The organism is Enterococcus sp. DIV1067f, assembly GCF_050543505.1.
Lineage (GTDB): Bacteria > Bacillota > Bacilli > Lactobacillales > Enterococcaceae > Enterococcus_D > Enterococcus_D entomosocium.
Genome location: NZ_CP172940.1, coordinates 2,091,564 through 2,117,025 on the forward strand (window position 1 = coordinate 2,091,564; position 25,462 = coordinate 2,117,025).

Annotated in this window: 27 protein-coding genes; all 27 read right to left on the reverse strand. The window is 42.4% G+C overall.

From position 1 onward, the window contains the following. Nucleotides 1–24: 24 nt before the first annotated feature. The gene (locus IGJ42_RS09705) at nt 25–384 is read right to left on the reverse strand and encodes a phage holin family protein (protein ID WP_005225788.1); all 360 of its coding nucleotides are present in this window, start codon (nt 382–384) and stop codon (nt 25–27) included. Next, nucleotides 384–692, reverse strand: coding sequence for a PspC domain-containing protein (locus tag IGJ42_RS09710; RefSeq protein ID WP_086332457.1), 309 nt, complete (start codon nt 690–692; stop codon nt 384–386). Before IGJ42_RS09710 ends, IGJ42_RS09705 begins: the two co-directional genes overlap by 1 nt. Nucleotides 693–741: 49 nt before the next feature. Then, a complete protein-coding gene (gene liaX / locus IGJ42_RS09715; protein ID WP_016612240.1) occupies nt 742–2,304 on the reverse strand; it encodes a daptomycin-sensing surface protein LiaX in 1,563 nt (520 codons plus the stop codon). Between the two features lie 523 nt (nt 2,305–2,827). Further along, nucleotides 2,828–3,505 carry a phosphate signaling complex protein PhoU gene (gene phoU, locus IGJ42_RS09720; RefSeq protein ID WP_008378477.1) on the reverse strand — a complete coding sequence of 226 codons (678 nt, stop codon included), beginning with the start codon at nt 3,503–3,505 and terminating at the stop codon, nt 2,828–2,830. A gap of 11 nt (nt 3,506–3,516) precedes the next feature. Further along, a complete protein-coding gene (pstB, locus tag IGJ42_RS09725) occupies nt 3,517–4,275 on the reverse strand; it encodes a phosphate ABC transporter ATP-binding protein PstB (protein ID WP_005235379.1) in 759 nt (252 codons plus the stop codon). Between the two features lie 31 nt (nt 4,276–4,306). Continuing rightward, a complete protein-coding gene (pstB, locus tag IGJ42_RS09730; RefSeq protein ID WP_005225783.1) occupies nt 4,307–5,113 on the reverse strand; it encodes a phosphate ABC transporter ATP-binding protein PstB in 807 nt (268 codons plus the stop codon). A 13-nt stretch (nt 5,114–5,126) separates the two neighbouring features. After that, nucleotides 5,127–6,011: a phosphate ABC transporter permease PstA gene (gene pstA / locus IGJ42_RS09735; protein WP_008378478.1), complete on the reverse strand. Its 885-nt coding sequence runs from the start codon at nt 6,009–6,011 to the stop codon at nt 5,127–5,129. Next, on the reverse strand, nt 6,011–6,931 hold the full coding sequence (pstC, locus tag IGJ42_RS09740; protein WP_005235375.1) for a phosphate ABC transporter permease subunit PstC: 921 nt from the start codon (nt 6,929–6,931) through the stop codon (nt 6,011–6,013). The genes pstA and pstC overlap by 1 nt, the downstream gene beginning before the upstream one ends. Nucleotides 6,932–7,028: 97 nt before the next feature. Next, nucleotides 7,029–7,883, reverse strand: a complete 855-nt coding sequence (locus IGJ42_RS09745; RefSeq protein WP_008378479.1) for a phosphate ABC transporter substrate-binding protein PstS — start codon at nt 7,881–7,883, stop codon at nt 7,029–7,031. 399 nt (nt 7,884–8,282) lie between these two features. Continuing rightward, on the reverse strand, nt 8,283–9,014 hold the full coding sequence (locus IGJ42_RS09750; protein ID WP_172634716.1) for an alpha/beta hydrolase: 732 nt from the start codon (nt 9,012–9,014) through the stop codon (nt 8,283–8,285). A gap of 96 nt (nt 9,015–9,110) precedes the next feature. Beyond that, nucleotides 9,111–10,784 (reverse strand): DNA repair protein RecN, encoded by a 1,674-nt coding sequence (recN, locus tag IGJ42_RS09755; RefSeq protein ID WP_005235363.1) that lies wholly within the window; start codon nt 10,782–10,784, stop codon nt 9,111–9,113. A 15-nt stretch (nt 10,785–10,799) separates the two neighbouring features. Then, nucleotides 10,800–11,249: an arginine repressor gene (argR, locus tag IGJ42_RS09760; protein WP_005235362.1), complete on the reverse strand. Its 450-nt coding sequence runs from the start codon at nt 11,247–11,249 to the stop codon at nt 10,800–10,802. Nucleotides 11,250–11,346: 97 nt separating this feature from the next. Then, nucleotides 11,347–12,168, reverse strand: coding sequence for a TlyA family RNA methyltransferase (locus IGJ42_RS09765; protein WP_005235360.1), 822 nt, complete (start codon nt 12,166–12,168; stop codon nt 11,347–11,349). Next, nucleotides 12,165–13,061 carry a polyprenyl synthetase family protein gene (locus IGJ42_RS09770; RefSeq protein WP_005235358.1) on the reverse strand — a complete coding sequence of 299 codons (897 nt, stop codon included), beginning with the start codon at nt 13,059–13,061 and terminating at the stop codon, nt 12,165–12,167. The genes IGJ42_RS09765 and IGJ42_RS09770 overlap by 4 nt, the downstream gene beginning before the upstream one ends. Next, a complete protein-coding gene (locus IGJ42_RS09775; RefSeq protein ID WP_086299366.1) occupies nt 13,058–13,279 on the reverse strand; it encodes an exodeoxyribonuclease VII small subunit in 222 nt (73 codons plus the stop codon). The genes IGJ42_RS09770 and IGJ42_RS09775 overlap by 4 nt, the downstream gene beginning before the upstream one ends. Then, a complete protein-coding gene (gene xseA / locus IGJ42_RS09780; RefSeq protein WP_005235354.1) occupies nt 13,260–14,612 on the reverse strand; it encodes an exodeoxyribonuclease VII large subunit in 1,353 nt (450 codons plus the stop codon). Before xseA ends, IGJ42_RS09775 begins: the two co-directional genes overlap by 20 nt. Then, nucleotides 14,613–15,464 (reverse strand): bifunctional methylenetetrahydrofolate dehydrogenase/methenyltetrahydrofolate cyclohydrolase, encoded by an 852-nt coding sequence (locus IGJ42_RS09785; protein WP_005235351.1) that lies wholly within the window; start codon nt 15,462–15,464, stop codon nt 14,613–14,615. Nucleotides 15,465–15,757: 293 nt separating this feature from the next. Continuing rightward, complete coding sequence (gene nusB, locus IGJ42_RS09790; RefSeq protein ID WP_005235350.1) at nt 15,758–16,222, reverse strand: transcription antitermination factor NusB; 465 nt, start codon at nt 16,220–16,222, stop codon at nt 15,758–15,760. Further along, the gene (locus IGJ42_RS09795; protein WP_005225770.1) at nt 16,215–16,640 is read right to left on the reverse strand and encodes an Asp23/Gls24 family envelope stress response protein; all 426 of its coding nucleotides are present in this window, start codon (nt 16,638–16,640) and stop codon (nt 16,215–16,217) included. Before IGJ42_RS09795 ends, nusB begins: the two co-directional genes overlap by 8 nt. 209 nt (nt 16,641–16,849) lie before the next feature. Next, nucleotides 16,850–17,914: a M24 family metallopeptidase gene (locus IGJ42_RS09800; RefSeq protein WP_005235349.1), complete on the reverse strand. Its 1,065-nt coding sequence runs from the start codon at nt 17,912–17,914 to the stop codon at nt 16,850–16,852. 214 nt (nt 17,915–18,128) lie between these two features. After that, nucleotides 18,129–18,368, reverse strand: coding sequence for a GlsB/YeaQ/YmgE family stress response membrane protein (locus IGJ42_RS09805; RefSeq protein ID WP_005225767.1), 240 nt, complete (start codon nt 18,366–18,368; stop codon nt 18,129–18,131). A gap of 74 nt (nt 18,369–18,442) precedes the next feature. Further along, nucleotides 18,443–18,808, reverse strand: a complete 366-nt coding sequence (locus tag IGJ42_RS09810; protein WP_005235348.1) for a DUF956 family protein — start codon at nt 18,806–18,808, stop codon at nt 18,443–18,445. Between the two features lie 116 nt (nt 18,809–18,924). Next, entirely contained in the window at nt 18,925–19,836 is a 912-nt protein-coding gene (locus tag IGJ42_RS09815; protein WP_005235347.1) for a PTS system mannose/fructose/sorbose family transporter subunit IID, read from the reverse strand. A gap of 20 nt (nt 19,837–19,856) precedes the next feature. Further along, the gene (locus IGJ42_RS09820; protein ID WP_008378492.1) at nt 19,857–20,660 is read right to left on the reverse strand and encodes a PTS mannose/fructose/sorbose transporter subunit IIC; all 804 of its coding nucleotides are present in this window, start codon (nt 20,658–20,660) and stop codon (nt 19,857–19,859) included. A 30-nt stretch (nt 20,661–20,690) separates the two neighbouring features. Then, nucleotides 20,691–21,683, reverse strand: coding sequence for a mannose/fructose/sorbose PTS transporter subunit IIA (locus IGJ42_RS09825; protein WP_008378493.1), 993 nt, complete (start codon nt 21,681–21,683; stop codon nt 20,691–20,693). A gap of 68 nt (nt 21,684–21,751) precedes the next feature. Further along, the gene (locus tag IGJ42_RS09830; RefSeq protein ID WP_026008065.1) at nt 21,752–22,246 is read right to left on the reverse strand and encodes a PTS system mannose/fructose/N-acetylgalactosamine-transporter subunit IIB; all 495 of its coding nucleotides are present in this window, start codon (nt 22,244–22,246) and stop codon (nt 21,752–21,754) included. A gap of 229 nt (nt 22,247–22,475) precedes the next feature. Further along, a complete protein-coding gene (locus IGJ42_RS09835) occupies nt 22,476–25,250 on the reverse strand; it encodes a sigma-54-dependent transcriptional regulator (RefSeq protein ID WP_086333089.1) in 2,775 nt (924 codons plus the stop codon). Nucleotides 25,251–25,462: the final 212 nt, after the last annotated feature.

Genomic DNA, 25,462 nt, shown 5'->3' on the forward strand with positions numbered 1-25,462 from the left:
TAGGAGAAAACGTGAAACGTCTTTTTAACGTGAATATTTTTCGATATGGTGTTCGGTCACGATCATATTGATCACTGACATGATCAGTGCCACTAATAAAGCAGCCCCAAACGAGGAAAAGCCGAAGTTGGCTGACCCAACAAAATACGAAGTCAAATTCAGCATGAGCGCATTGATCACAAAGGTGAAAAACCCAAGCGTCAGTAAAGTCAATGGAAATGAAATGACGATCAGAATTGGTTTAATCAAAGCATTCAGGATCGACAGTACAAAACTGGCGATCACTGCAGTCATAATACTTTGAACGTGGATCATATTTGGTAATAGAACCGCCAATGTGACAAACGTCAGTGTATTCATGATAAGCCGTTGAAAATAAGACACTAGAAGTCACTCCAGTCCTCATCCTCTACCTTTTCCGCTTCTTTACGGGGACGATTTGCTTCATTGTATTTGTTTTGTTTGTAATATCGATTGTCATGACCATATCCTGAGGTGCTCTTGCGTCCTGAAGGAATCAAGACCGCCATGATGATATATAAAGTGATTCCAGGAAACGCAGCAGTCACTAAAGATAGAAAGACATAGATCACGCGAACGATAGTTGGATCAATTCGTAAGTATTCTGCCAGACCCCCTAGAGTCCCTGTAATGACAACGTTATTGGCTGATTTTGTTAATTTTTTGTTCATTTATCTACACCTTCCTTCTTTTCTTTAATGAGTGTATACTCAACTATTCTTATTTATCTGTATCTTTGATAAAGACATTTCCTGTTGTTGTGGATAGATCGATTTGTGCGACTTTATCGGCAACCCGACGGAATTGCAATAGTTGGTTTAGGCGTTCTTTTTTCTCCCGTACAACTTCCATCTCACTTAAGCGATTGTTAATGCTACCTAAACTTGTTTTGGCGATCCCTTCAAAACCGATCCCTGCAGGTAATGCTACTTTAACATTGCCATTTACAGAGCTGGCGTTTAATTTTTGGACCGTTTCTTCTTTGTAGGTCACACGGATATTGCCGTTTACTAAAGAAATACCGGTGTTTTGTGGTGTGGCTGTCAACGTCACGTCGCCATTCACTGTTTCGATGATGGCATCTAAAATCTCACCCTCTTGAACAGTGATCGTTCCATTCACGCCTTCAATCTCTAACATCGATGCGTTTACTTTGCGGAAATCGATATTGCCATTTGTTGATTTTGTATAAACATCTTTTGCATCCAATTCATTGAATGTAACATTTCCGTTCAATAGTTTTACTGCCACATGATCATAGGTACGTTTTGGTAAATAGAAAACCAGATCGGCACGAATGCGTTTGTTTGGAATTTGGAAGGAGATGCGTTCATCATCGACATTGATTTGGCTTCTTGCTTCAAAAGCATCGAAAGGCTCCGCCGCATCCATTTTACCATATAGTTTGATTTTGGCATCTACTTTGACACCTGGTTCATCCCATAATTGGAAGGAAACATTGCCGTTGGCTAACTTCACATCGATCAATGTCGCTGCCGTTTCGTCATAGCTGAATGTGTGTTCAAATTTCGTCGCTGCAACACCGGGAACTTTCAAGTTGATATCTTTCCATTCCATGTTGTCGTTAACAGAATCCGTTACTGCTCGAACCGTTTTCTTCAAGAAGTGTCCGAAGTGGGTGCTGGCATCGACCATTTTTTCACTTACTTGATTGATAGTATCGGTCGCTTGCTCTTTCCAATCTTCTGGAATATCTAATTTTTGAGAGATTTTCTCTTTCGTTTGAGACCATTGGTCTTTGCGAATATTTTTTAGTTTTGCTTCCAATTCTGCTTTTTCTTCGGTTAAGCCATCTAACGTTTCTTCTAAGCCAGTAATGGTCGCTTCTGTTTCATGACGTGTTGCCAATTCCTCTTCTGACAATTGATCCAATTCTTCTTTGGTATTCAATTGCATCAGAGTTTCTTGCGCTTCTTTTAATTCTTCTTTGACGCCAAGAATTTCAGCATTGATTTCGTCCAACTCAGCAGATGCTTGGTTGGCTTCCGTTGCTAAGCCATCAAGAATCTTTTCAAGATTTTCTTTGTCTTGCGCTTCGTTTTGACGAAGTTTTTCTTCGCCGTCAAACGTGAACATCTCATCGTCATTTTCAGTATCATCAAATGGGCTTGTCGCATTCTTATCCGCGGTTACCTCAGCAGCAGCTTTGTTAATTTGTTTTTCGTCTTTGGCTTTTGCCATACCTTCTAGTAAATCTAAGGCTTCTTCTGTAGAAAGCACACCTTTTTTTACTAGATCCAATATACGTTCTCTTTCGTTCATGGAAATTGCCTCCTTCAGCAAATGTGTGATTGCAAGTTTAGCTTACGAACCTATTATGCCTTGTTTTTGCAAAAGTGTCATAGGTCTTAAGTACCAAGTTTTTCTCAATCTGCAGATTGGCAAGCAGAACCGGCACTTTTCTTCATTACTTTAGGCACAAAACGATCTTCCTTATCTTAACAGTACCACGAAAAACCATTGGAAACAAAAGTTTCAGCTAATAGCAGCCTTGAGGAATAGGCCTGCTAGAGTAAATGATCTATTGTTCATTTCACTGCGTCGGGGATGAAAAGAGCAGAAGGTTCAACTTGAAAAATTCGGGTACGATAGAATCGATTTCCATTGTCCATCTTTAGGGAAGCCATTTTATAATTTGTCTATCTTGTTCACGTCATCTATTTCAGTGATTCTTCCAAATCAAAAAGACCGCCGAGAGAAGTTACTCCTTAAAGGTCAACTTCTTTCGGCGGTCTGTCCCATCTCTTTTAAAAGAGATAAGTGATCAAGAACCTAAGCTGGTTTCTTAAATCATTTCCGTACGGTTTGTATTCAATTCACTGATTTTCCCAGTAGCAAGATACACGATCCATTCACAAATATTCGTTACGTAGTCACCGATACGTTCTAAGTACTGTGCAACAGATAAATAATCGGTTCCACTAACAACGGTTTCCGGATTTTCTTTCATACTCTCGATCGTTTTGTAATAGATGTCTTTGTAATACTCATTGACCCGATCATCCATTTGGGCAATCATACGGGCATCTTCTTGGTCAGTTTTTACATAGGCAACTAAAACATTATCGACCATTTTCTTCACATAATCCGACATATCAGAAATTTCTTTTTCGATTTCGGCGATCCGTGTTTCACCTTTGACCCGAATCGTTGACTTCGCGATCGATACTGCATGGTCTCCCATTCGTTCCAAGTCAGAGCTGGCTTTCATTACAGTAATGATCATTCGTAGATCGGTGGTTACTGGTTGCTGCAAAGCAATCATTTCAAAGCTCTTTTTCTCCAAACGAACTTCCATATTGTTGATCGCCAAATCATTTTCAATCACTTCTTGAGCAATTGCTTTATCATGTCTGACATATGCTCGTACGGATTTGTGGATCGCGCTGCTGACTAGCATCCCCATCTCATAAAATTGATTGTGTAGATTTAATAATTCTTCTTCAAACTGTGTACGCAACATCCCTTTTCCTCCTAACCAAATCTTCCTGAGATATAATCTTCTGTTTCTTTTTTGCTTGGACTTAGGAACACTTTTTTCGTGTCATTAAACTCGATCAAGTTGCCGTCCAAAAAGAACGCGGTTTTATCTGAGATTCTTGAAGCTTGTGACATGTTGTGAGTCACGATGATCATGGTATAGCGTTCTTTCAGTGCCAAAAGGGTATTCTCGATTTTCCCAGATGAAATTGGGTCTAACGCACTGGTTGGTTCATCCAGCAAAATGATTTCTGGATCGACAGCCAATACCCGAGCGATGCATACCCGCTGCTGTTGTCCACCGGATAAAGATAGCGCACTTTGGTGAAGCTTATCTTTGACATCTTCCCAGACAGACGCTGCTTTCAAGCTTTCCTCTACCGTCTTATCAAGAATCGCCTTGTCCGTGACTCCTTTTAATTTTAACCCATAAATCACATTTTCGTAAATTGAAAAGGGAAATGGATTCGGTTGCTGAAAAACCATTCCGATTTCTTTACGCAAATCAACGATGTCTTGCTTCGGACTATAAATGTCTTTCCCTTTATAGACAACACTTCCTGTAATTGTCACACCAGGGATCAAATCATTCATTCGATTAAGAGAACGCAAGTAGGTCGATTTCCCACAACCTGAAGGACCGATCATCGCAGTGATCTCGCCTTTTTTGATGGAAAGGTCGATTCCTTTTAATGCTTCTTTTTTTCCGTAGTATAAATGCAGATCTTTCGATGTAATAATTTCTTCTGCCATTGTTTTGCCTCCGTTTACTGATCGAATCGGCTCAGCCAAAATGACCGGATACGTAATCTTCTGTTGCTTTAATTTTTGGACGAGTAAATATCTTACGGGTCTCATCGTACTCGATCGCATTTCCTAAGTAGAAAAAGGCGGTATAATCGCTGATCCGAGCAGCTTGCTGCATGTTGTGGGTCACGATGATGATTGAATAGTCGTTTTTCAAGTTGATAAGAGTTTCTTCCACTGTCCCGGTTGAGATGGGGTCAAGGGCACTAGCTGGTTCATCTAGAAGCAAAATATCTGGTTTCATCGCAATTGCTCGAGCGATACACAGACGTTGCTGCTGTCCACCGGACAATGCCAAAGCACTTTTGTCTAAGCTGTCCTTTACTTGATCCCAAAGTGCGGCTTGTTTCAAGCTGGTTTCGACTGCTTCATCCAATTTCTTTTTGTTTCTTTCTCCATGACGTCGCAAAGCAAAGGCGATGTTGTCATAGATCGATTTACTGAAAGGGTTTGGTCGTTGGAAAACCATGCCGATCCGCTTACGCATTTCGAAGACATCGACTTCTTTCGTGTTCACGTCGACCCCTTTGTACATGATGTTTCCTGTGACTCTCGTATTTGCGATTCCGTCATTCATTCGATTCAAGGAACGCAGATACGTTGATTTTCCGCAACCAGAGGGACCGATCAATGCGGTGATTTTATTCTTTTCAAATTGTAGATCAATGCCTTTGATGGCTTCATTTGATCCATACCATACATGCAAGTCAGTGGTATAAAGCGCCACATCTTCTGGTTTATCGAAGGTAATGATATTTCGATCATCCCAATTGTAATCGTTCATACTGTCATTCTCCTTATGCTGACGTCATTTTCTTGTACAACCGTTTGCCAGCTGCACGGGCGCCAAAGTTAAATAGCAAGACGGCAATGATCAATACTGCCGAAGCTCCAGCTGAAACTTGTGCGCCATCAGGCATCGTGCCCTCTGTATTGATTTTCCAAATATGGACTGCCAGCGTCTCCGCTTGTCGGAAAAGACCGATCGGGCTGGAAACACTCAATGGATTCCAGTTTGTAAAATCAAGGGCCGGTGCACTTTGTCCTGCAGTATAGATCAGCGCTGCCGCTTCACCAAAAATCCGACCAGAACTTAGAATGACCCCAGTCAAAATCCCTGGTGTTGCTTCTGGAACAATGATGCGTGTGACCGTTTCCCAACGTGACAACCCAAGAGACAAGCCTGCTTCACGTTGCGTGTAATGAATCGCTTGAAGTGATTCTTCTACATTTCTCGTCAATAGTGGCAAATTGAAGAAGGTCAATGCCAAGGCACCAGAAATAATTGAAAAGCCATAACCAAACTGAATAACAAAGACTAAGAAACCAAAGAGACCGACAACCACTGAAGGCAGTGAGCTCAAAATCTCGATCGATGTCCGAATGATATCCGTTAACCAGTTTTTCTTTGCATACTCTGATAAGTAGATCCCCGCTCCTAAAGAAATCGGGAAGCTAATGATCATTGTTACTAAAAGCAAGTAAAGGGAATTGAACAATTGGATGCCGATCCCGCCGCCTTCTTGATACGCTTTTGAAGAAGAGGTCAGAAATTCCCAGCTAATGTGAGGAACCCCCCGAACCAAAATGTACAGTAATAAGGAAGCCAAAATCAAAACAATGATTCCAGCAACGGCATACAAGACGCCGGTAGCAATTTTATCTGAACGTTTTGCATTCATTATTTCAAGGCTCCTTTCTTCCCAATAAAGCGAATAACAATGTTAAATAGTAAGGACATCAATAACAAGATCAAGGCTAATGACCATAAAACATTATTTTGGACTGTCCCCATGATCGTATTTCCGATACCCATCGTTAGGATAGAAGTCAATGTTGAAGCTGGTGTCACTAAGCTAGTTGGCATCAATGCCGCATTACCAATAACCATTTGAATCGCCAATGCTTCACCAAACGCCCGCGCCATTCCAAAAACAACCGCTGTTAAAATACCAGGAACAGCTGCTCGTAAAACAACTTTGTAAATCGTTTGCCAGCGAGTCGCACCTAAAGCTAACGAAGCTTCACGATAATGCCGTGGAACTGCCCGCAAAGCGTCGACAGTCATCGTAGTCACTGTCGGTAAGATCATGATAAACAGGACAAACGTCCCTGCCAAGATCCCAAAACCAGTACCGCCAAAAACGGAGCGGACTGCTGGTACAACGACAGACAAACCGATGAATCCATAAACAACTGAAGGGATACCGACTAAAAGTTCGATGACCGGCTGCAAGATCTTCTCTCCATTACGAGGTGAGATTTCTACCATAAAGACGGCTGCACCGATGGCAAAAGGTGTTGCCACGATCGCTGATAAGAACGTTACGAAGAACGATCCTAGAATCATCGGCAAGGCACCAACTAACGGTTGTCCATCAGGTCCCACAGCACTCGGATTCCATTGGGTACCAAACAAAAAGTCAAACACATTGACTTTGTCTACAAAGAATGTCGCTAATCCTCGGCTAGCAACGAAATAAAAAATGGAGATCACAACCAAAACAATCAACGCGATACAAAGAAAACTGATTAGTTTTCCTCTTTGTTCCATTCTTGCGCGCTTAGATTTTTTTGTTAACACTTCTTTTACATTTTCCACGAGGGTTCCTCCTCAAAAATCAAACTAAACTCATAACCATTAGTTTATCGGTTCAACATCAATTTCTGTTAAAGCTTGTGTAAATTTTGTGTAAAGATTATTCAACAATGTTGCCTTCCCAGTCTCTTTCCACCTGCATGATGGAAATTGGAATATAGCCTAGATCCCCAACGATATGCTCTTGGACTTCGTCAGAAAGCATATATTCTAAAAACTCAGCAGTTAATCCGGTTGGTTCTCCTTTTGTATACATATGCTCATACGCCCAAACTTTCCAATCATTCGTCGTCACATTTTCAATCGTAGGTTCAACGCCATCAATTGAAAGGACATTGACTTCATCAGTCACATAAGAAAATGCAACGTAGCTAATAGCCCCTGGTGTATCAGAAACGATCGAGCGTACCATCCCACTAGAATCTTGCTCTTGAGAAGGAATAGCGGTTTCGCCATCCATGATCCATTTTTCAAACGTGCTTCTCGTACCACTACCTGTCGCCCGGTTCAATAAAACGATCGGCAGATCATTTCCACCGACTTCGCTCCAATTGGTGATCTTTCCTAAGAAGATATTTTTTAGATCTTCTGTGGAAATGTCTGTGATACCAACTCCTTTGTTAACGATTGGTGTGATTCCCACCGTTGCCACCCGATGATCAACAAGGGCATCAGCATCGATTCCTGGCTTTTCTTCCGCAAACAAATCAGAATTTCCGATATCGACTGCACCGGCTTGGACTTGACTTAGTCCGGTTCCGCTTCCGCCTCCTTGGACATTGATGAACCGTCCTGGATTTGAGTTTTGAAATTCTTCTGCAACTGTTTCTACTAGCGGCTGCAAAGCAGAGGAACCGACTGCGGTGATCGATTCTCCTCTATCTGCCCAGCTTGCACATCCTGAGAGTAAAATAACCAATCCGATAATAGGACTTAGAAGTTTAAATTTTTTCATCATAACGCTCCTTGTACTTTCGTAAGTCATTGATCTTAAAAATCAATTATTTTCATTTTACCATTAGTTGAATTTAATGAAAATTATTATTTGCTTTTTTTTCTGGAACAGCGTCCGTTCGTTTATTTAAAACGCTTTTTTTCTTTTTCAAAATAACTGTTTCGTAAAAAAAATGACAGAATTTCTTAATTAAATTACGTGCATCCAGAAGGTATGCTATGCTATACTGTGAGAGGAAACGTATTTTAAAAGAACATAATTATTAATCTTGCTTCCCCAATCAAGTACAATATGTTGTTATGTTCAGCGTTTTCACGATTTCATCAACATTTCCCCAAAATGTCTGTTGAATCGAAACGGCAGAAAGAAGCATTTCTATGCATCTTCTGCCGTCTTTTTTTACTCTAATTCACTTAGCCACGCAGCCATCTGCACAACGATGGCTTTTTGCTGCGCTTCATTTGATAAATCAGCGGCGGCTTCTCCTTTTTGTAACCCATAGGTACCAAAGCCAGCATGATTGCCGCCTTCGATCGTTTGGAACGTGGTAGATTCTGGAAGGAAGCTGCGGGCAGCTTGCCAATTTTCTTGATTGACCACCTGATCTTGACTCCCTGTCAACGATAGCACAGAAATCGACTGATCAGCCAAAGACCCTTTTTCATCGGGATAGCTTGCGAAGAAAAAGACCCCTTTTAAATCCTTGTCGTTTGCAGCCAATTGATTCGCTGCAAAACGGCTCGCCATTACCCCACCTAATGAATGACCACCAATGACATAGGAGTTATGGGGAATTTCTTTCAAGACCTCTTCTGCACGATTGCCTGATAAAACAGCCATGTTAAAGGGCATTTTAACGATCGCGACAGGATAGCCTTTTTCCGCTAAACCTGCTGCCCATACACTATAGCTTTCCGCATCGACAAGGGCGCCGGGATAGAAAATAACCAATGGCTTTTCTTCATCTCCAACAAAATAAAGGGCATTCCCCTCATCTTCTGCCTCTTTCGCAGCTGTGACTGCAGCATCAACTGCTGGGTAGTGTAGTTGTTGCCAACCGATCCAACCGGCAATAGTTAAAATAACAACGGTGACCAATACACCAATCAAAACTTTTGTTCTTTTTCTCATCATATCCTCCTGCAAAAAAGAAGATCAGGAAAGGATGGCAGACGAAACTTGCTGGTCCATCATCTCCTGAATCTTTCTACGAATGTTTCCCAATTTTTATCGGTGTGCAAGTGCCAATAGTTCTCGTGCATGTTCGATCGTTAAATCGGTGATTTCTGCACCTGAGAGCATACGGGCGATCTCTGCCACCCGTTCTTCTTTAGATAGTTTACGGACGTGGGTTTCTGTCCGTCCTTCTTGGATTGCTTTTTCAATAAAATATTGATTATCCGCTACAGCAGCTACTTGCGGCAAGTGAGTGATACACAAAACTTGCGAATTGGCTGCGATCTTGGCGATTTTTTCAGCAATTGCTTGGGCTACTCGGCCACTAACCCCAGTATCAACTTCGTCAAAAACAATACTGGTGATTCCTTGTTTCCGAGAGAAAATTGATTTGAGGGCCAGTAAGATCCGTGAAAGTTCTCCCCCAGAAGCAACCCGCACCAACGGCTTCATGCCTTCACCAGGATTTGTGGTCAAATAAAATTCTACGGTGTCAAATCCGCTGCTACTCAATTGTTTTGAGCCAGGTGCAAACCGTACTTCAAATTGTGCGTGCTCCATATACAGCTCTTTTAACTCTTGAACGATTTCTTTTTCTAAACGATGAGCCAGTTCACGTCGTTTGACGTGCAAGGCTTCCGCCAGCTGCCAAACTGCTTCAGCTTTTTGGGCAAGCTCTTCTTCTAATTGCTCCAACTGACCTTCTGTATAGGCAGACTCGCTGATTTCTTTACTGATCTCATCATAGTAAGCAAGAATCACAGGAATCGACTCCCCGTATTTGCGCTTCAATTGACGAATCGTTTCCAGCCGCGAAATGACTTCTTCCAGTCGGCCTTCATCTAATTCAAGATTGTCGACTTGCCGCGAAATATCAGTAGCTGCATCTTGCAACAAGTAATACGCACTTTGGATCACTTCACTGATTTTTTCGTAAGCCGGATCAAGATGGGCGATTGACTGGATCTCGGATAAAGCTACACTGACCCCATCTAGGCTATTGACTTCTTCGGCAGATAAGGCACCATAGCTTTGCCCTAGAGCATCCACGATTTTTTGATAATTGGTCAGTTTTTCTCGTTCATCGATCAGCAGTTCTTCTTCATTTTCCATCAATTCTGCTTGGGCGATTTCTTCTTGTTGAAAACGCAACATGTCCATTCGCTGGACATATAGCTGTTCATTTTCTTGAATGGTCCTGACGTGTTTTTCTAAAGAGCGATAGCTTTGATAGGCTTGACGGTAATCCGCAAGCTCCGCTTTAAAGCTATCATCCCCAAACCCATCCATCAAGGTCAAATGTTTTTCTGGCTGCAGCAGCTCTTGATGCTCATTTTGTCCTTGGATATCGACCAAGAATAAACCGATTTGACGCAAAACCGACAAGGTAACGGTTCGACCATTGACACGACAAATATTTTTCCCCGATTGAGAGATATCTCGTTGTACGATCAAAACTTCTTCTTCATCAATACCTAAATCTGCGGTCAAGTCTTTGAACTCCTGCTGATTCGGCCATTCGAAGATCCCTTCTAAACGGCATTTCTCTGCTCCTTGACGCAAATAGTCGCTGGAACCTCTACCGCCTGCTAGCAAACCCATCGCATCGATAATAATTGATTTCCCGGCACCTGTCTCACCTGTCAGTGCCGTCATTCCCTCATGGAAAGATAAGTGCAAGTTGGAAATAATCGCAAAATTTTGGATCGACAATTCTAAAAGCATCCCTTGCCTCCTCTTCTAAACGTAACGTTGGAAATCCCTGAATAGGTTCTCGGTATCTGCTTCTGTTCTAGTGATCATCAAGACGTTGTCATCATCGTTTAACGTGCCAAATAATTCCTTGGCATAACGTTTATCGATTAAATTCGCCAAAGCCGAGGCATTACCTGGCAGTGTGCGCAGGATCACAAATTTGTCCATTCGATCGACAGAAACAAAAGCCGTTTTTAGGATTTTATCTAGTTTACCACTCACGTCTTCCGTTGTCTCTTGTGGGATACTGTAGCGATAGCCACCTTTTTGGGAAGGAACTTTTACTAACTTCAATTCCTTGATATCTCTTGATATTGTTGCTTGTGTGACTGAGACGCCGCGATCTTTTAACAACTCGACAAAATCTTCTTGTTTCTGAATATCTTGTTCACTTAACAATCGTGTAATCAAGCGATGCCGTTCTTTTTTTCTCATCTCTTGTTCCTCCTGAATGAATTCCTACTAATTTTATCCTATTTTGCGCAAGAAAGAAAGAGAGCCGACAAGTAAAATGTCCACTCTCTTCCATTCTTTATTTTGGTTGATGAAAGGTCTCATGTGCTGATGCAACAACTTTCGGGATATCGATCCCTGCTGCGGTACCTTCTTGCAGGCTTTTCTTTAAATGTACGATAAACTCGATATTCCCTTCGCCACCAGTGATTGGTGAAAAACTTAGGTTTAAGACATCGAAATTTGTTTTCTTAGCAAATGCTAGTACTTCCTCCAAAACTCGTTCATGGGTTCTGGGATCACGAACGATCCCATTTTTCCCGACTGCTTCTTTGCCCGCTTCAAATTGCGGTTTAATCAGCGCCATCACTTCGCCATCCGCTACCAAAATATCATACAGCGGGGGTAAAATCAGTTTAAGTGAAATAAAAGAAACATCGATCGTAGCGGCATCTGGAAGACCGTCTAAAAAATCAGTTGGTTTTGCATAACGGAAGTTGACCCGCTCCATTACGATCACTCGCTCATCTTGCCGCAGCTTCCAGGCTAACTGATTGTAACCGACATCCAATGCATAGCTTTTTTTGGCACCATTTTGCAATGCCGCATCAGTAAAACCACCGGTGGATGCGCCGATGTCTAACATGATTTTATCGGTTACGTCAAAATCAAAGACTTTGAGTGCTTTTTCTAACTTGAGACCACCACGAGAAACATAAGGCAGCTTTTTGCCTTTGATCTGCAGCAGTGTATCTGCGGCAATTTTTTCTCCCGGCTTATCTAGGCGCTCATTATTTTTTTCTTTGTACACCAATCCAGCCATCACTCCCCGTTTGGCTTGCTCTCGGGTCTCAAACAGGCCTTGCTGGACAGCTAAAACATCTACTCGTTCTTTCTTCATGCGTTCCCTCGAATCTCAAATCGTTCCACAAATGCCAATAAAACATCCGGCGTAAATTGACCGTATTGACTTAATTGCGCCAGAATTTCTTTGGCCTTGCCTAATTCTTCTGTCAAGGCTTGCTGCGCGCCTGCTAAGCCAAGTAAAGCAGGATAGGTACTTTTCGCCAATTCGTCATCTCGACGGACAACTTTGCCTAGCTCTTCGGTCGTACTAGTGGCATCCAGCAGATCGTCGCGAATTTGAAAGGCTAACCCAATATGCTGGGCAAAGCGATCCAATTCATGCAGAACTTCTTCCGTCTGGTCGGCTAAGACACCTCCAGCAATCACCGCAAAGCGGATCAATTCTCCAGTTTTCCGTTCATGAATGGACATCAGTTCCTCAAGACTAAGGGCTTGGTTTTCTCCTTGAATATCAGCTGCTTGGCCGGCGACCATGCCTTGTGTTCCCGCCGCTTTACTCAATTGCTGCAGCAGCAAGACTTTTTGATTGGCTTCGATCTCCGCCATAGCGACTAATTGAAATGCAGCCGTCAAAAGACCATCTCCAGCTAAAATCGCTAAAGCTTCACCAAAAACCTTATGGTTGGTAGGTTTGCCTCGACGCAGATCATCGTTGTCCATTGCTGGAAGATCATCATGGATCAGCGAATACGTATGCACCATTTCTAGGGCTGCCGCACACTGGTACACCGCGGTATTGACGGGTTTGTGAAAAGCGGCGACTGTTGCTGCCAATAAAAGCGGGCGAATACGTTTGCCGCCAGCTTGGATCGAATACTGCATGCTTTTAAACAATCGTTGATCAGAGGTGTGTTCTTTGACAAAGCGCTCCATGACTTCTTCAATCAATGGGGCGTGTTCTTTTGTGAATTCTGTTAAAGCACTCATTGGTTTTCCTCTTCAAAAGGCACTTCTTCGTTAGATTCTGTCATCATTTTTGTTAAGGACTTTTCTGCTTTACTCAAAGTGTCCTTGCATTGCTTACTCAAAACCATCCCTTTTTGAAAAGCATCTAGTGCCTCTTCTAAGGGAACATCCCCTTGTTCCAAACGGGTTACAATTTGTTCTAATTCTTGTAATGATTCTTCAAATATTGGATTTGCCATGATTAACTCCTTCTGTACTAATAACTTCGACAAGTGCTTGGCCATCTTGGTAATGGATCGTCAGCTGGTCTTCTGGCTCGATCGTATCAATCGATTTGATCACCTGCTCATTTTTCGTGGTATAGCTGTAGCCCCGACCCATGATTTTCAGTGGGCTTAGCAAATCAAGAGATTGGACTGCATTTGCAAATTGATTTTCTTTTGCTGCATAAATATCTTTCATAGCTTTCATTAAGCGTTGGGAAAGATAACTGACCTCTTGGTTACTAGCTTGCAATCGCGCTTTTGGTTGTTGTTGTGCTAAACGTGAAATCAATTGCTGTGCATGGCGATCCTTGTCATAAAGCAAGGTTTGCAGACCTTGCTGCATCCGCTGCTGCAACTGATCGAGTTTGATGGACTGTGCCTCATACAAGCGCTCTGGTTGTCGAAAAACATATGATCCAATCACTCGCTGATAGCGTTCTTGTTTGTACTGGATCTGGTGCATAAAAGCTTGCTCTAATCGGGCTTGTCTTTCTTCGATCCGCAAAATCTCTTCTGATAGGACGGGCACTGCTAATTCGGCAGCTGCGGTCGGAGTTGCCGCCCGCACATCCGCCACTAAATCGGCAATTGTCGTATCAGTTTCATGCCCCACTGAAGAAATAACGGGGGTTTTTGCGTCAAAAATGGCTCTTGCCACTCGTTCTTCATTGAAAGGCCAGAGGTCCTCAATCGACCCACCCCCACGTCCGATGATCATAGTATCAAAGGTACCATCGGCTTCGACTCGTTGGATATTTTTCACCACATCATCCGCGGCTTTGTTGCCTTGTACCACGGTTGGATACAAAACGATCTGAGCAATGGGATAACGCCGCTGGGTCGTCGTGATGATATCTCTGATCACCGCCCCACTAGGACTGGTCAAGACTGCGATGCGTTTCGGGTATTTCGGCAACGACTGCTTCGGTGCAGAAAATAATCCTTCCGCTGCCAATTTCTGCTTTAATTGTTCATAGGCTTGATAAAGGGCACCGACACCGTCTGGTTCCATGTGATCGATCACCATCTGGTAATTTCCGCTTGCCTCATACAAGGTGATACGTCCAACCGCCATGACTTTCATGCCCTCTTCTGGTTGAAAGCGCAGCTTGTCAAAAGCGCCCTTGAACATGACGGTCGAAATTTTTGCACCATCATCCTTTAAACTAAAGTATTGGTGATTGGGGCGACGACGAAAATTAGAGATCTCCCCCGTCAAATAAACCCGCTCTAAATACGGATCGACGTCAAACTTACGCTTGATATATTTTGTTAATGCGGTCACCGTTAAATATTCTTGCGCCATTTAGTTTTTCATTGTCTCCTTTGCTGCCTCGATCGTTTGGGCCATCAACATCGTGATCGTCATTGGTCCTACACCTCTAGGTACCGGGGTGATATAGCTAGCGATCGGTTCGACTTCATCAAATTTCACATCGCCGATCAACTTGCCATTGGCATCCCGATTCATTCCTACATCGATCACCACGGCCCCTTCTTTTACGAAGTCTTTTGTGACAAAATGACCGCGGCCGATCGCCACGACTAAAATGTCCGCTTGCTTCGCTAACTCAGGCAGATTTTTGGTTTTTGAATGAGCAATAGTCACGGTGGCATTTGCCCCTAAGAGCAAGTGCGCCATCGGTTTTCCGACAATGTTGCTGCGGCCGATAACTAAAGCATTTTTCCCTTCCAATTCGATCCCATACGCAGCAAACATTTTCATGATGCCATAAGGGGTACAAGGAATTCGGTCAGGTACACCGGCAAATAATTTTCCTAAATTGATTGGATGAAAACCGTCGACATCTTTTTCCGGTTTGATGGCTAACAGCACTTTTTCTTCATTGATATGTTTTGGCAAAGGAAGTTGAACCAAAATGCCGTGAAAGGCATCATCGTTATTGAACTGTTCGATTTCTGCTAATAATTCTGCCTCAGTAATGGATTCAGGATAGCGGGCAACACGGGAATTGATGCCGATTTTCGCCGCAGCTAGTTCTTTATTTTTCACATAAGTCTGGCTTGCTTTGTCTTCTCCAACAAGTAAAACAACTAATCCCGGTGTCACACCCTGCTCTTTTAGTGTTGCTGTCTCTGAAAGAAACGCCGCTTGCATTTTTTCAGCCAATTCTTTTCCATTGATCAATGTACCCATTCTGACAACTCCTCCAACCTGATTATACTGACTTATTTTGTAAAAAGAAACGCACCAATCGTTTGTCGATCTGCTTCTTCATGTTTTCTATCATAGCATTTTCTGAAAAGAAAAACACCGTCTAAGGCTCCCTTTTTTCGGAAAAAACGAGGTCAAACCGACAAAGTGTATGCAAAAAAACCGAACGATCAAGCAGGACCGTCAAAACAAGGCGGTTGCTCATAAATCGTTCGGTTTCTGCCTCGATCGAATAAAGGCTGTTTTCTTTTGTTCGATAGTGTTAAGGCTGAAAACTACTCACTTACTTGGTTGTTTTTTGTTTCTAGCTCTTGATTGACTGTCGATAAAATACCGTTGACAAACTTTCTTGACTGATCGTCACTAAAGGTTTTCGCTAATTCGATCGCTTCATTCAAAGCCACACGATTCGGCACATTATCCACATAGATCATTTCATACAAAGCGATTCGTAAAATCGTCACGTCCATTTTTGATAAACGCTGGATTTTCCAACCGGCTTTTAGATGACTTTGAATGACTTCATCCAAGGCTTCTTTGTAATGACAGACACCTGCCACTAATTGATCTAAATAAACAGGGACAAAATGCTCTTGTTCTTCATCAATCAATTCATGGTGTTCCAACTCGATGGCATGCATGATGGCATCTTGTTTCGTTAAATCTTTGTTAAAGTCTAGTGGAAATAAAGCTTGTAACGCCATTTTCCGTATTTCATGCCGTGATAATTCTTTACTCATTTTCTTCCTCGTCGTTTCCAAATAATTCTTCGATGTCTGGTAAATCTACTTTTTCTGGCACGACTGCCACAACATGAACATTTACTTCAGCCAGTTGCACATCTGTCATAAATAAGACTTGCTGTTTGACCCGTTCTTGGATCTCCATTGCCACTTTAGGCACTGACATCCCATAAGTGATATAGCAGTAGATATCCACTTTGATCCCTGTTTCATCGATCGTTAAGTAGACTCCTTTGCCATGAGCTGCGCGGCCTAGTAATTCAGTGACACTGTTTGCCAGTGTTCCTCGCATCCCATAGACACCTTCCACTTTAGAAGCAGCGATCCCAATAATGATCTCGATCACTTCTGGCGCGATGACGATTTCGCCTAATTCAGGACTTGCATTTAATACAAGGTTTTTATCTTCATTCATACGTTTTTGCCTCCATTCTAAACAGCTGTACCGTATTGTTTGTAAAAAAATCGCTCGTTTTTTCCGTTTGAAGCAAGCCAGCGCTTGATTCAATCAATAACATCCATGGCACAGTGTTTCTTCTCGCTCTAAGTTTATCATTTTCTGCACTGAGAATCTATAATAACCCACTATTCTCAATGAATTTTCTGAAAAACAAGGTCGATGAATCAGAGAATGATCAATTCTTTCGGTGAATGTGTCAACACTTTATTACCAGTTTCAGTGATCAAAAGATCATCCTCGATACGAACGCCGCCAATTCCTGGAAGATAGATGCCTGGTTCATCTGTAATGACGTTTCCGACAACAAATGCTTTATCAGCACGGAAGGAGACATTTGGTCCTTCGTGGATTTCTAAACCAATCCCATGGCCTGTTGAATGACCAAAAGCATCCCCGTAGCCAAAGGAAGCTATGTGATCCCGGGCGATCGCATCTAGCTCAATTCCGGTCATTCCAGGTTTTGCTGCTGCCAAGACTTTTTCTTGTGCTTCTAGCACGATTTGATAGATTTCTTTCAATTTATCGCCAGGATCCCCCACAGCAAAAGTTCTGGTCATATCAGACACATAGCCTTGATAGTAACAGCCAAAGTCTAACGTGATCAGATCGCCTTGTTCAATCACTTTTTCACTGGCAACCCCATGGGGCATTGCTGAACGAAGACCACTGGCCACAATCGTTTCAAAAGATACGCTTGTGGCACCTAATGAACGCATAAAGAAATCTAACTGATTCGCCACTTCGATTTCGGTCATCCCTGGGCGGATCATTTTCAAAATATGTTCGAACCCTTGATCGGCGATATGGCAGGCTTGTTGGATCAATGCGATCTCTTCCTCATCTTTGACTTCCCGCAATGCCTCGATCATACCAGATACAGGAGCTAATGAGGATTCCTCAATCAAGTCTTCTAAGACGGAGTATTCAGCAAAGCTGACGAAACTTTCTTCAAATGCTAAGACATTGATTTCTTCCTTTTGGCAGATAGTTGCAACTTCTTCAAAAATCGGTCCACTATTTTTTACGATCTCAAATCCTTGGGCTTGGGCAGCTGCTTGCTCTGTATATCGGAAATCAGTTACAAAAAAAGCTTTGTCCAACGTAATGACTGCTAAACCAGTTGTACCAGTAAAGTTTGTCAAGTAACGCAAATTGTATGGGCTGGTGATCAAGAACCCATCAATCGAATCTTTTCTCATTGCTTCACGTAATTTTTCAACTCTTAACATGTATCGTTCCCTACTTTCTTGTTCTATACGATAGTATTATAACAAACTTCCAGAAAAAGCGGAAAGTAAGCGAAAAGTTTTCTAAAAAATCAAACAATACGAACCTAAAGAATGGTGTTTTAAAAAGACTCTAGTTGGCTCTCTCGTTGTTCTTTTCTAGATAACTTTAATCCACAAAAAAAGCAACCCAATCAACGGATTGCTTCTTTGATAATTATCTTTTACGTCCCAAAAAGAATGATACGACAGCCACGAAAATGACTGCCCCAATGATTGCTGGCACGATTGCCATTCCTGCCACTTGCGGTCCCCAAGTGCCGAATAAGCCTTGTCCGATTGATGCGCCCACAAGTCCTGCCACGATATCAAAAATGCAACCGCGTTTTTCTCCTGCGATGGCGCCACCGATTGAACCGATGACCGCTCCCACGATCAATGTCCATAAAAAGTGCATAATAACCCCTCCTAAACTTTCTTATAAAAAGGGTAACATATTGAGAATCAATTGGAAAAACATATGCTCTCTTGTTATTTTCTACGGGTAATTGCCCGTTTCAAGATATCGAAAAATCCAAGAGAATGGACCATATGATCTGGGTCAACGTATTCGCGAATTGCCCGAAGAACTTTTTTTGGTTCTTTTGATGAGAAGGTATATGTCCCATTCTTTTTGGTCCGAATCGCATACCGTGGGATCCAGCGTCCTTTGAACAAGACCGAAGCGATCACATAGTCGACATCTTCCCAAGGAATTTGAATAAACTTGCGTTTGTCACGATCATTATAAAACTCAAAGGCATTATCGCCGATCATTATTTTGCCGTATTCATTGATACCTAAAAAAGACGTAGCATCGATCGTCAAATCAACTTTTGTATTAAGGGATTGTACCATTTGCACTTACTCCATTCTATATCGTCTTATCGTTACCTATTATACGTGTTTGCGGCATGTTTGGCGAATAAATAAAAAGATGCTTGGGTCTCCCCAAGCACCTATCATTGAAAAGATTATAACAATCCGATCAAGTGTCCACCGATACCGACTAAGAATAGACCGATAATAATGACGATTGGAGAAACTTTTTTCTTCAATAACCACATACATAATAAAGTAAGCAATAGTGCAGCTAAACCAGGAATCAATTGATCCAAGTTGTTTTGCAATGTTGTTACTTTTGTATCAGTCAATGCACGGCCTTCAGCTACTTGTTGGAAGGCTTGTTGCAAACCAGCTGAACCAGAAGGCAAGTTCGCCCAGTCGACATAAGCACCTTCATCAAGCGGTACGCTTGAGACAACTGGTGCAAAGGAAATCGATACCCAACGTTGAACAAGTGACCCTAATACGAACATCCCTAAAATAGAAGCACCTTTTGTTACATCTTGTAGCAAACCACCTGAAAGGTCATCTGTGATTTTAGAACCAGCACGGTAGCCGAATTCTTGTGTGTACCACATAAATGCCCAACGGATGATGTTCCAAGCAACGAAGAAGATGATTGGGCCTAAGATGTTTCCGCCTAAAGCAAGAGAAGCACCTAATGCACCTAACATCGGACGTACAGTAAACCAGAACACAGGGTCACCGACACCGGCTAAAGGACCCATCATCCCAACTTTTACCCCTTGGATCGCTACGTCATCGACAGGCGCGCCATTGGCACGTTCTTCTTCTAACGCTAAAGTTACACCTAAGATTGGTGATGCGATATATGGGTGAGTATTAAAGAATTCTAAGTGACGCTTCAAAGCAGCGGCACGGTCTTCTTTTGTTTTGTATAATTTTTTGATTGCTGGAATCATTGAGAATGCCCAACCACCATTTTGCATACGTTCATAGTTCCATGAACCTTGAATGAAGGTAGAGCGCCATGCTACGGCTAAACGATCTTTTTTATTTAATTGAATTTTTTCTGCCATTTTTTTCTCCTCCTTCGATTCTAATAGTCATTCAAGATATCGCCTAGAGGGTCGCCAGTGTTGCTGCCGCCGCCTCCATTTGATGATCCGCCCATTTTAGTTAGGTTCAAGTAGATCAATGCGATTGCTACTGCCAAGGCACCGATAGCGATCAATGTCAATTGAGAGATAGCTGCGATTACGAAACCGATAATAAAGAATGGCCATACTTCGCGAGTTGCCATCATGTTGATAACCATTGCGTAACCAACGGCAACAACCATACCACCACCGATAGCCATACCATCAGTTAACCATGCAGGCATTGATTCTAAGAAGTTTTGAACAGTTGCAGCAGGGATAGCCAACAATGCAGCTGCAGGAATCGCAATACGAACCCCTTGCATACATACAGCGATCACGTGCCACATTTCGATTTTACGAATGTTGCCTTCTTCAGCAGCAGCATCCATAAAGTGAACGATTGGCACAGCCAATGTACGAACGATCATTGTCAAGAACAACCCAGCAACAGCTAGAGGGATCGCAACGGCAATCGCTGTATCAACACCAGCAGTTCCTTGTCCACCTAAAACTAAAATAATTGCAGATGCGACAGACGCCAATGCAGCATCAGGTGCAACAGCGGCACCGATATTTGCCCATCCAAGTGCGATCATTTGTAATGATCCGCCCAAAATGATACATGCTTCCAAATTACCGGTCACTAAACCGATCAAAGTACACGCGATTAGCGGTTGATGGAATTGGAATTCATCCAAGATCCCTTCCATACCAGCTAAAAAGGCAACGAGTACTACTAATACCATAGATATAATAGTCATGATAGACCTCCTATTTAGTTGAATACGTTTCTATTTATTTGCCAATTCATTTTTGGCTTTGCGTAAGATTTCATCCATGTTGTCTCGAGAGTCATTTGGTACTTTACGCACATCGAATTTGATGCCGCGTTCTTTCAAATCTTCAAATGTATTCACATCATCTGTACCCATCGACAATACTTTACTTACAACAACTTTCCCAACAGAGTGAGCCATTGAACCAACGTTCACTTCAGTTATATCAACGCCACCTTCAACAGCACGTAATACATCTTGTGGGTTTTCAAATAATAGTAAAGCTTTCGTATTCCCGAAACGAGGGTCTTTAGAAACTTCAATCATTTTGTCCACTGGAATGACGTTCGCTTTTACTCCTGGAGGAGCTGCTTGTTCGATCAGTTTTTTACGCAAGTCATCTTTTGCCACCGCGTCAGAAACAACGATGATCCGAGATGGATTCACTGATTTTGTCCAAGCTGTAGCAACTTGACCATGCAACAAACGTGAATCGACACGAGCAAGTACGATTTTGATTTTGCCATCGCCTAGAACAGTTCCCGGAGGAAGTGATCCTTTAGGTTGATCGTCTTGCACTGCTTTTGGTGCTGAAGCTTCTTCTGGTTCAAGTTCTTCTGGTTTGACCTTGACCCCTTCTTTAGCTGTTTCAACGATATGCGCAGCAATTTCATGCGCTGTATTCATTGAAAAACGTGAAGCATAGGCTTCGATCACCATTGGTAAATTCATACCAGCAACGATTGCCCATTTGTCTTTGTGATCTTCAAACAAGCTGTTCGCTTGGTTGAAAGGAGTACCACCCCAAAGATCAACTAAGAATAATACTTCTTCTTGATCGTCAAATGTAGCAATTGCTTCTTGCATTTTTGCCTTGATGTCATCTGGACCTTCACTTGGCATCAATGTAACAGCTTTAACATTTTCTTGTTCGCCGAAGATCATTGAACCAGATTGCAAAATGCCGTTAGCAAATTCTCCATGACTTGCTAGGATAATTCCTACCATCTTTTTACCTCCTATATCAAAATTGAAAAATGTGACACGAATACGAAAGAAAAAACAACATCGAAAAACTAAGGGTGACTACCTTCTTTTTCCAAAATATCCTTCAAAAAGATTTTACGATCAGCTGGAACTTTGCGTATCTCCACTTCAATGCCTTGGTTTTGCAAGTAAAGCAATGAAGCAAGATCTTGATCATTGACTGACACGAAATTAGTGATCATTCGTTTTCCCATTGAAAAACTCATACCGCCGATATTGACGGAACGAATGTCAATGCCTCCTTTAACCAGAGTCACGACATCTTGAGGGTTGGTAAATAATAACATGACTTTTTGCGTATTAAATAATGTGTTATGCGCCACCTCAAGCATTTTCGCTACTGTCACCACATTGGATTTGATCCCTGGTGGAGCAGCTTCTTTCAAGAGAAACTTTCGTAATTGGTCATTTGCGACTTCATCACTGACCACGATGATTCGATTGATACCAGTCATTTTCGACCAAGCTGTGGCGACCTGACCATGAATCAACCGATCGTCGATTCGGGCAAGACGTATATCCATTCCCATTGCGCAAGCCTCCTACATCCATCGATCCGCTTTTCATATTGAGGATCTGTTCTTTTTTCAATCACCTCCTGTATCCACTTATATAGAAGCAAGAAGCGTGCCAAGTTTTTCCGATACACTATTCTTGAAAAAACCTTAAGAATCAGCATTCAGATAATACACTAAAAAAGATACACTAAAAAATACTGTATCTTTTTTAGTGTATCTGTATTATTTGTAAGAATTAAAAATACATTTCTTTTTCGTGATGGTTTTTGATCAGCTCTAGCAGATAGTACTCTTCAGTCTTAGGCACTTCGATATTCATCAAGCGTGAAAACGATTGGACATGCACATGCAATTGGCCATAAAGCGGATTCTCCTCCATCGCTGCTAAATCAATTTCAGAAACAGTCAATGGCTGCCGCAGTAAGATCCGCTCCAGCATACCTGCGCCATGCATCACAAAATTGATCTGAAAGCCTTGCTGCGCCCCTACCAAATCCAAATCGTGAATGATCTCTTCGCCAAATTTCCACAACGGCTCTACTACTTTTTTCGCATTGACATAGGTAAAGTTTTCCTCTAAATACCGGATACAGATTTCTTTCGCCTGCCGATCATCTAGCTGTACTTCATCTTCAAAACTCAAATCATTCTCTAATAGGATATCATCCAACAAAAGATCAACATCTTGGTCAATAAAACGTTCTAATGAAATAAACGGTGCGTCGATATGGGGATCGATGATCCCTGTTGCGGCAATCAGACGGTAGCGCTGTTGAATCTGATCCAAGTCCGTCCTCAGATCCGCCACCGATAACGTCACCACTTCGACATTTTGGTTTTGACGTTTTGACAATGAGCTTTGGATCAATTCTTTGATGCGCTGCGCCGTTCCCTTTCCCGAAGCGCAGACCGCTAGAATCGCTTTAGGATGGTGGTTTTGTGTCACTGGTTCTTCCACAGTGACCGCTCCATATCCGCGGAACTTCCGTAATGAATCATAGAGCTGATCGAGGTCCGTGCCGATCACTGACGCTTTACGGACCGTCTCTAGGACGATGGAGGTGGTCACCATATCGACTGTTCGAACAGCCACACCCGTTTCTCGCTGGATTTCATTATTAAAGGTCGCTAAGGACCCCATATCGACTAAGAGGATCACCCCACTGCCATCATTGACTGCCCGTACACTATCCACGATTTTTTTCAACGCCACAGCCGGGGGCATATCTAATGGCATGTCCACCGCTGTCACTTGATCGACTTCCAGCAATTGTTTGACCACTTGTACCATGCTACTGGCTGTGCTGTTGCCGTGGGCTGCAACGACGACGCCGATTTTCCCAGAGGAATGAGAGGTTCTAAGAGAAACCAGAAGAACCGCTAAATAATAAGATTCGCTCTCAGGAATCGCCACTTGGAAACTATCACCAATAAAATCGCGGACTTCTTTGGCGACTTCAAACTCTTGAGGATAATCAGCTACCATCTGACGAATATTGTCATTGGTTTGTCGTTCTTCTCCCAAATGGATTTTTTTCAAAAACGAGCTGATGTGTAAGCTCATGGCATAGATGAAATTTTGCTGAAAATCATAATTTAAGCGTTGTCGAACCAGCTCATAGATTTGATTTGTTACACTGATCACTTTCTGATCGACGAATTCACTTAATTTATTGACCGAGTTAAAGGAAAACCCGTGATCTTTATAAAAAGACTTTAGGTGAACATTGATATCTGTTGAGATAAAATGATTGATCGCTTCTTGATCTAACCCATCTGCTTTTAGCAGAGCAGCCTTGTCGCCGATAATATCGTAAAGATTATAAGGCAATTCATAGGAATCTGATTGAATATTGTTTAAGTTTTGATTCGGTTGAATGCTGATCTTCGGTTCAAGGATCTTAGAAAGCTCTGCCAGCTCATTGCGGCGATTCCCCAAAACGATCAATCCTGAACGAATCCCTTCTGGCAAATCGATCAAATCGATTTCAATCTCATCTTGTTGCATATGATTCAAAAAGCCCCGTGCACAGACTAGCTGGACATTGGATTTCAATTGACCGATATTCCCAAAACTGACACTGCCGATCAACGCTTTGACCACATCTTCTGTCAAGGAGATCGTCCGCTGAATACGGGTCGCCTCTTGCCCGACTAATACCCGAACGAGATCGACTTTTTCTGATGCGGGTCGTTTCTCAAAAAAGGGCAGTTGAATATTGATGGGAATGCGTCGGGTAAAGGTATCTAATAGCGTTGAGTTGGGGTCTTCGGTAGTAGCACCAACGATTCGGACATTCGCTTGATGATTTTTGCCCGTCTCTCCTAGACGGCTAAAGGTTCCATGATCCATAAAGTAAAAAATCATTTCTTGCCCTTCTGGCGGTAATCGATGGATCTCATCGAGAAACAACATACTCTCATCCGCTTGATCAATAATACCAATCTTCTCTTGATCGGCACCCGTAAATGCCCCCCGTACATAACCAAACAAATGGCTCATCAAAAGCTCTGGGTTATTTGCATAGTCCGCACAGTTAAAGACGATCAATTCTTTGTCATCGGCAATTACTTGATTGCTTTTGGCAAACTGGAACATCGCATGGGCAAAGTACGTTTTCCCAGAACCAGTAGGCCCTGTGATCAAGCAGTTTAGCCCTTTCGGCGGATACAAGATCGCTGCTTTCGCCTGCTCAACAGCGTTTTTCATACTTCCGTTGGCACCGATGATCGTCGCAAAAATATCTCGGTCAGAGGGTTTTCCTTGTACTCGTTGAGGGAAGGCTTTTTCTCTTTGCGGGCGACTTTCTTTGTAGCTTGGGACATACTTTTCCTTACTGCTGGGATCGACCCCTGCCGCCCAATAACGAACAGGCCGCGAGTCGCTTTTTTCGACGCGCCCTTCTTTAACAAGCTTATTTAAATCCTTACTGGCATTACTGCGCTGAATGGCTAAATGATCGGCAACTTCTGAAGTAGACAACCCCTTCTTTTCCCCTAAGCCGCTCATCGTATTTTCGACGATATATTGATAAATCCGTTCGATTCGCTTGCCCAACAGCTTCGCCTCCTTGTTTTTTCCACTTGAATACTTTACTCATTTTTCTATAAAAAAGCAACTTTTTTTCCACACAGAAAAAGCAAAATACTTTGTTCGAAAGAACAATAGAACGTCCTTTCACATGCTACTCTCAGCATAAAGCATTTTGCCAAAAAAAGATA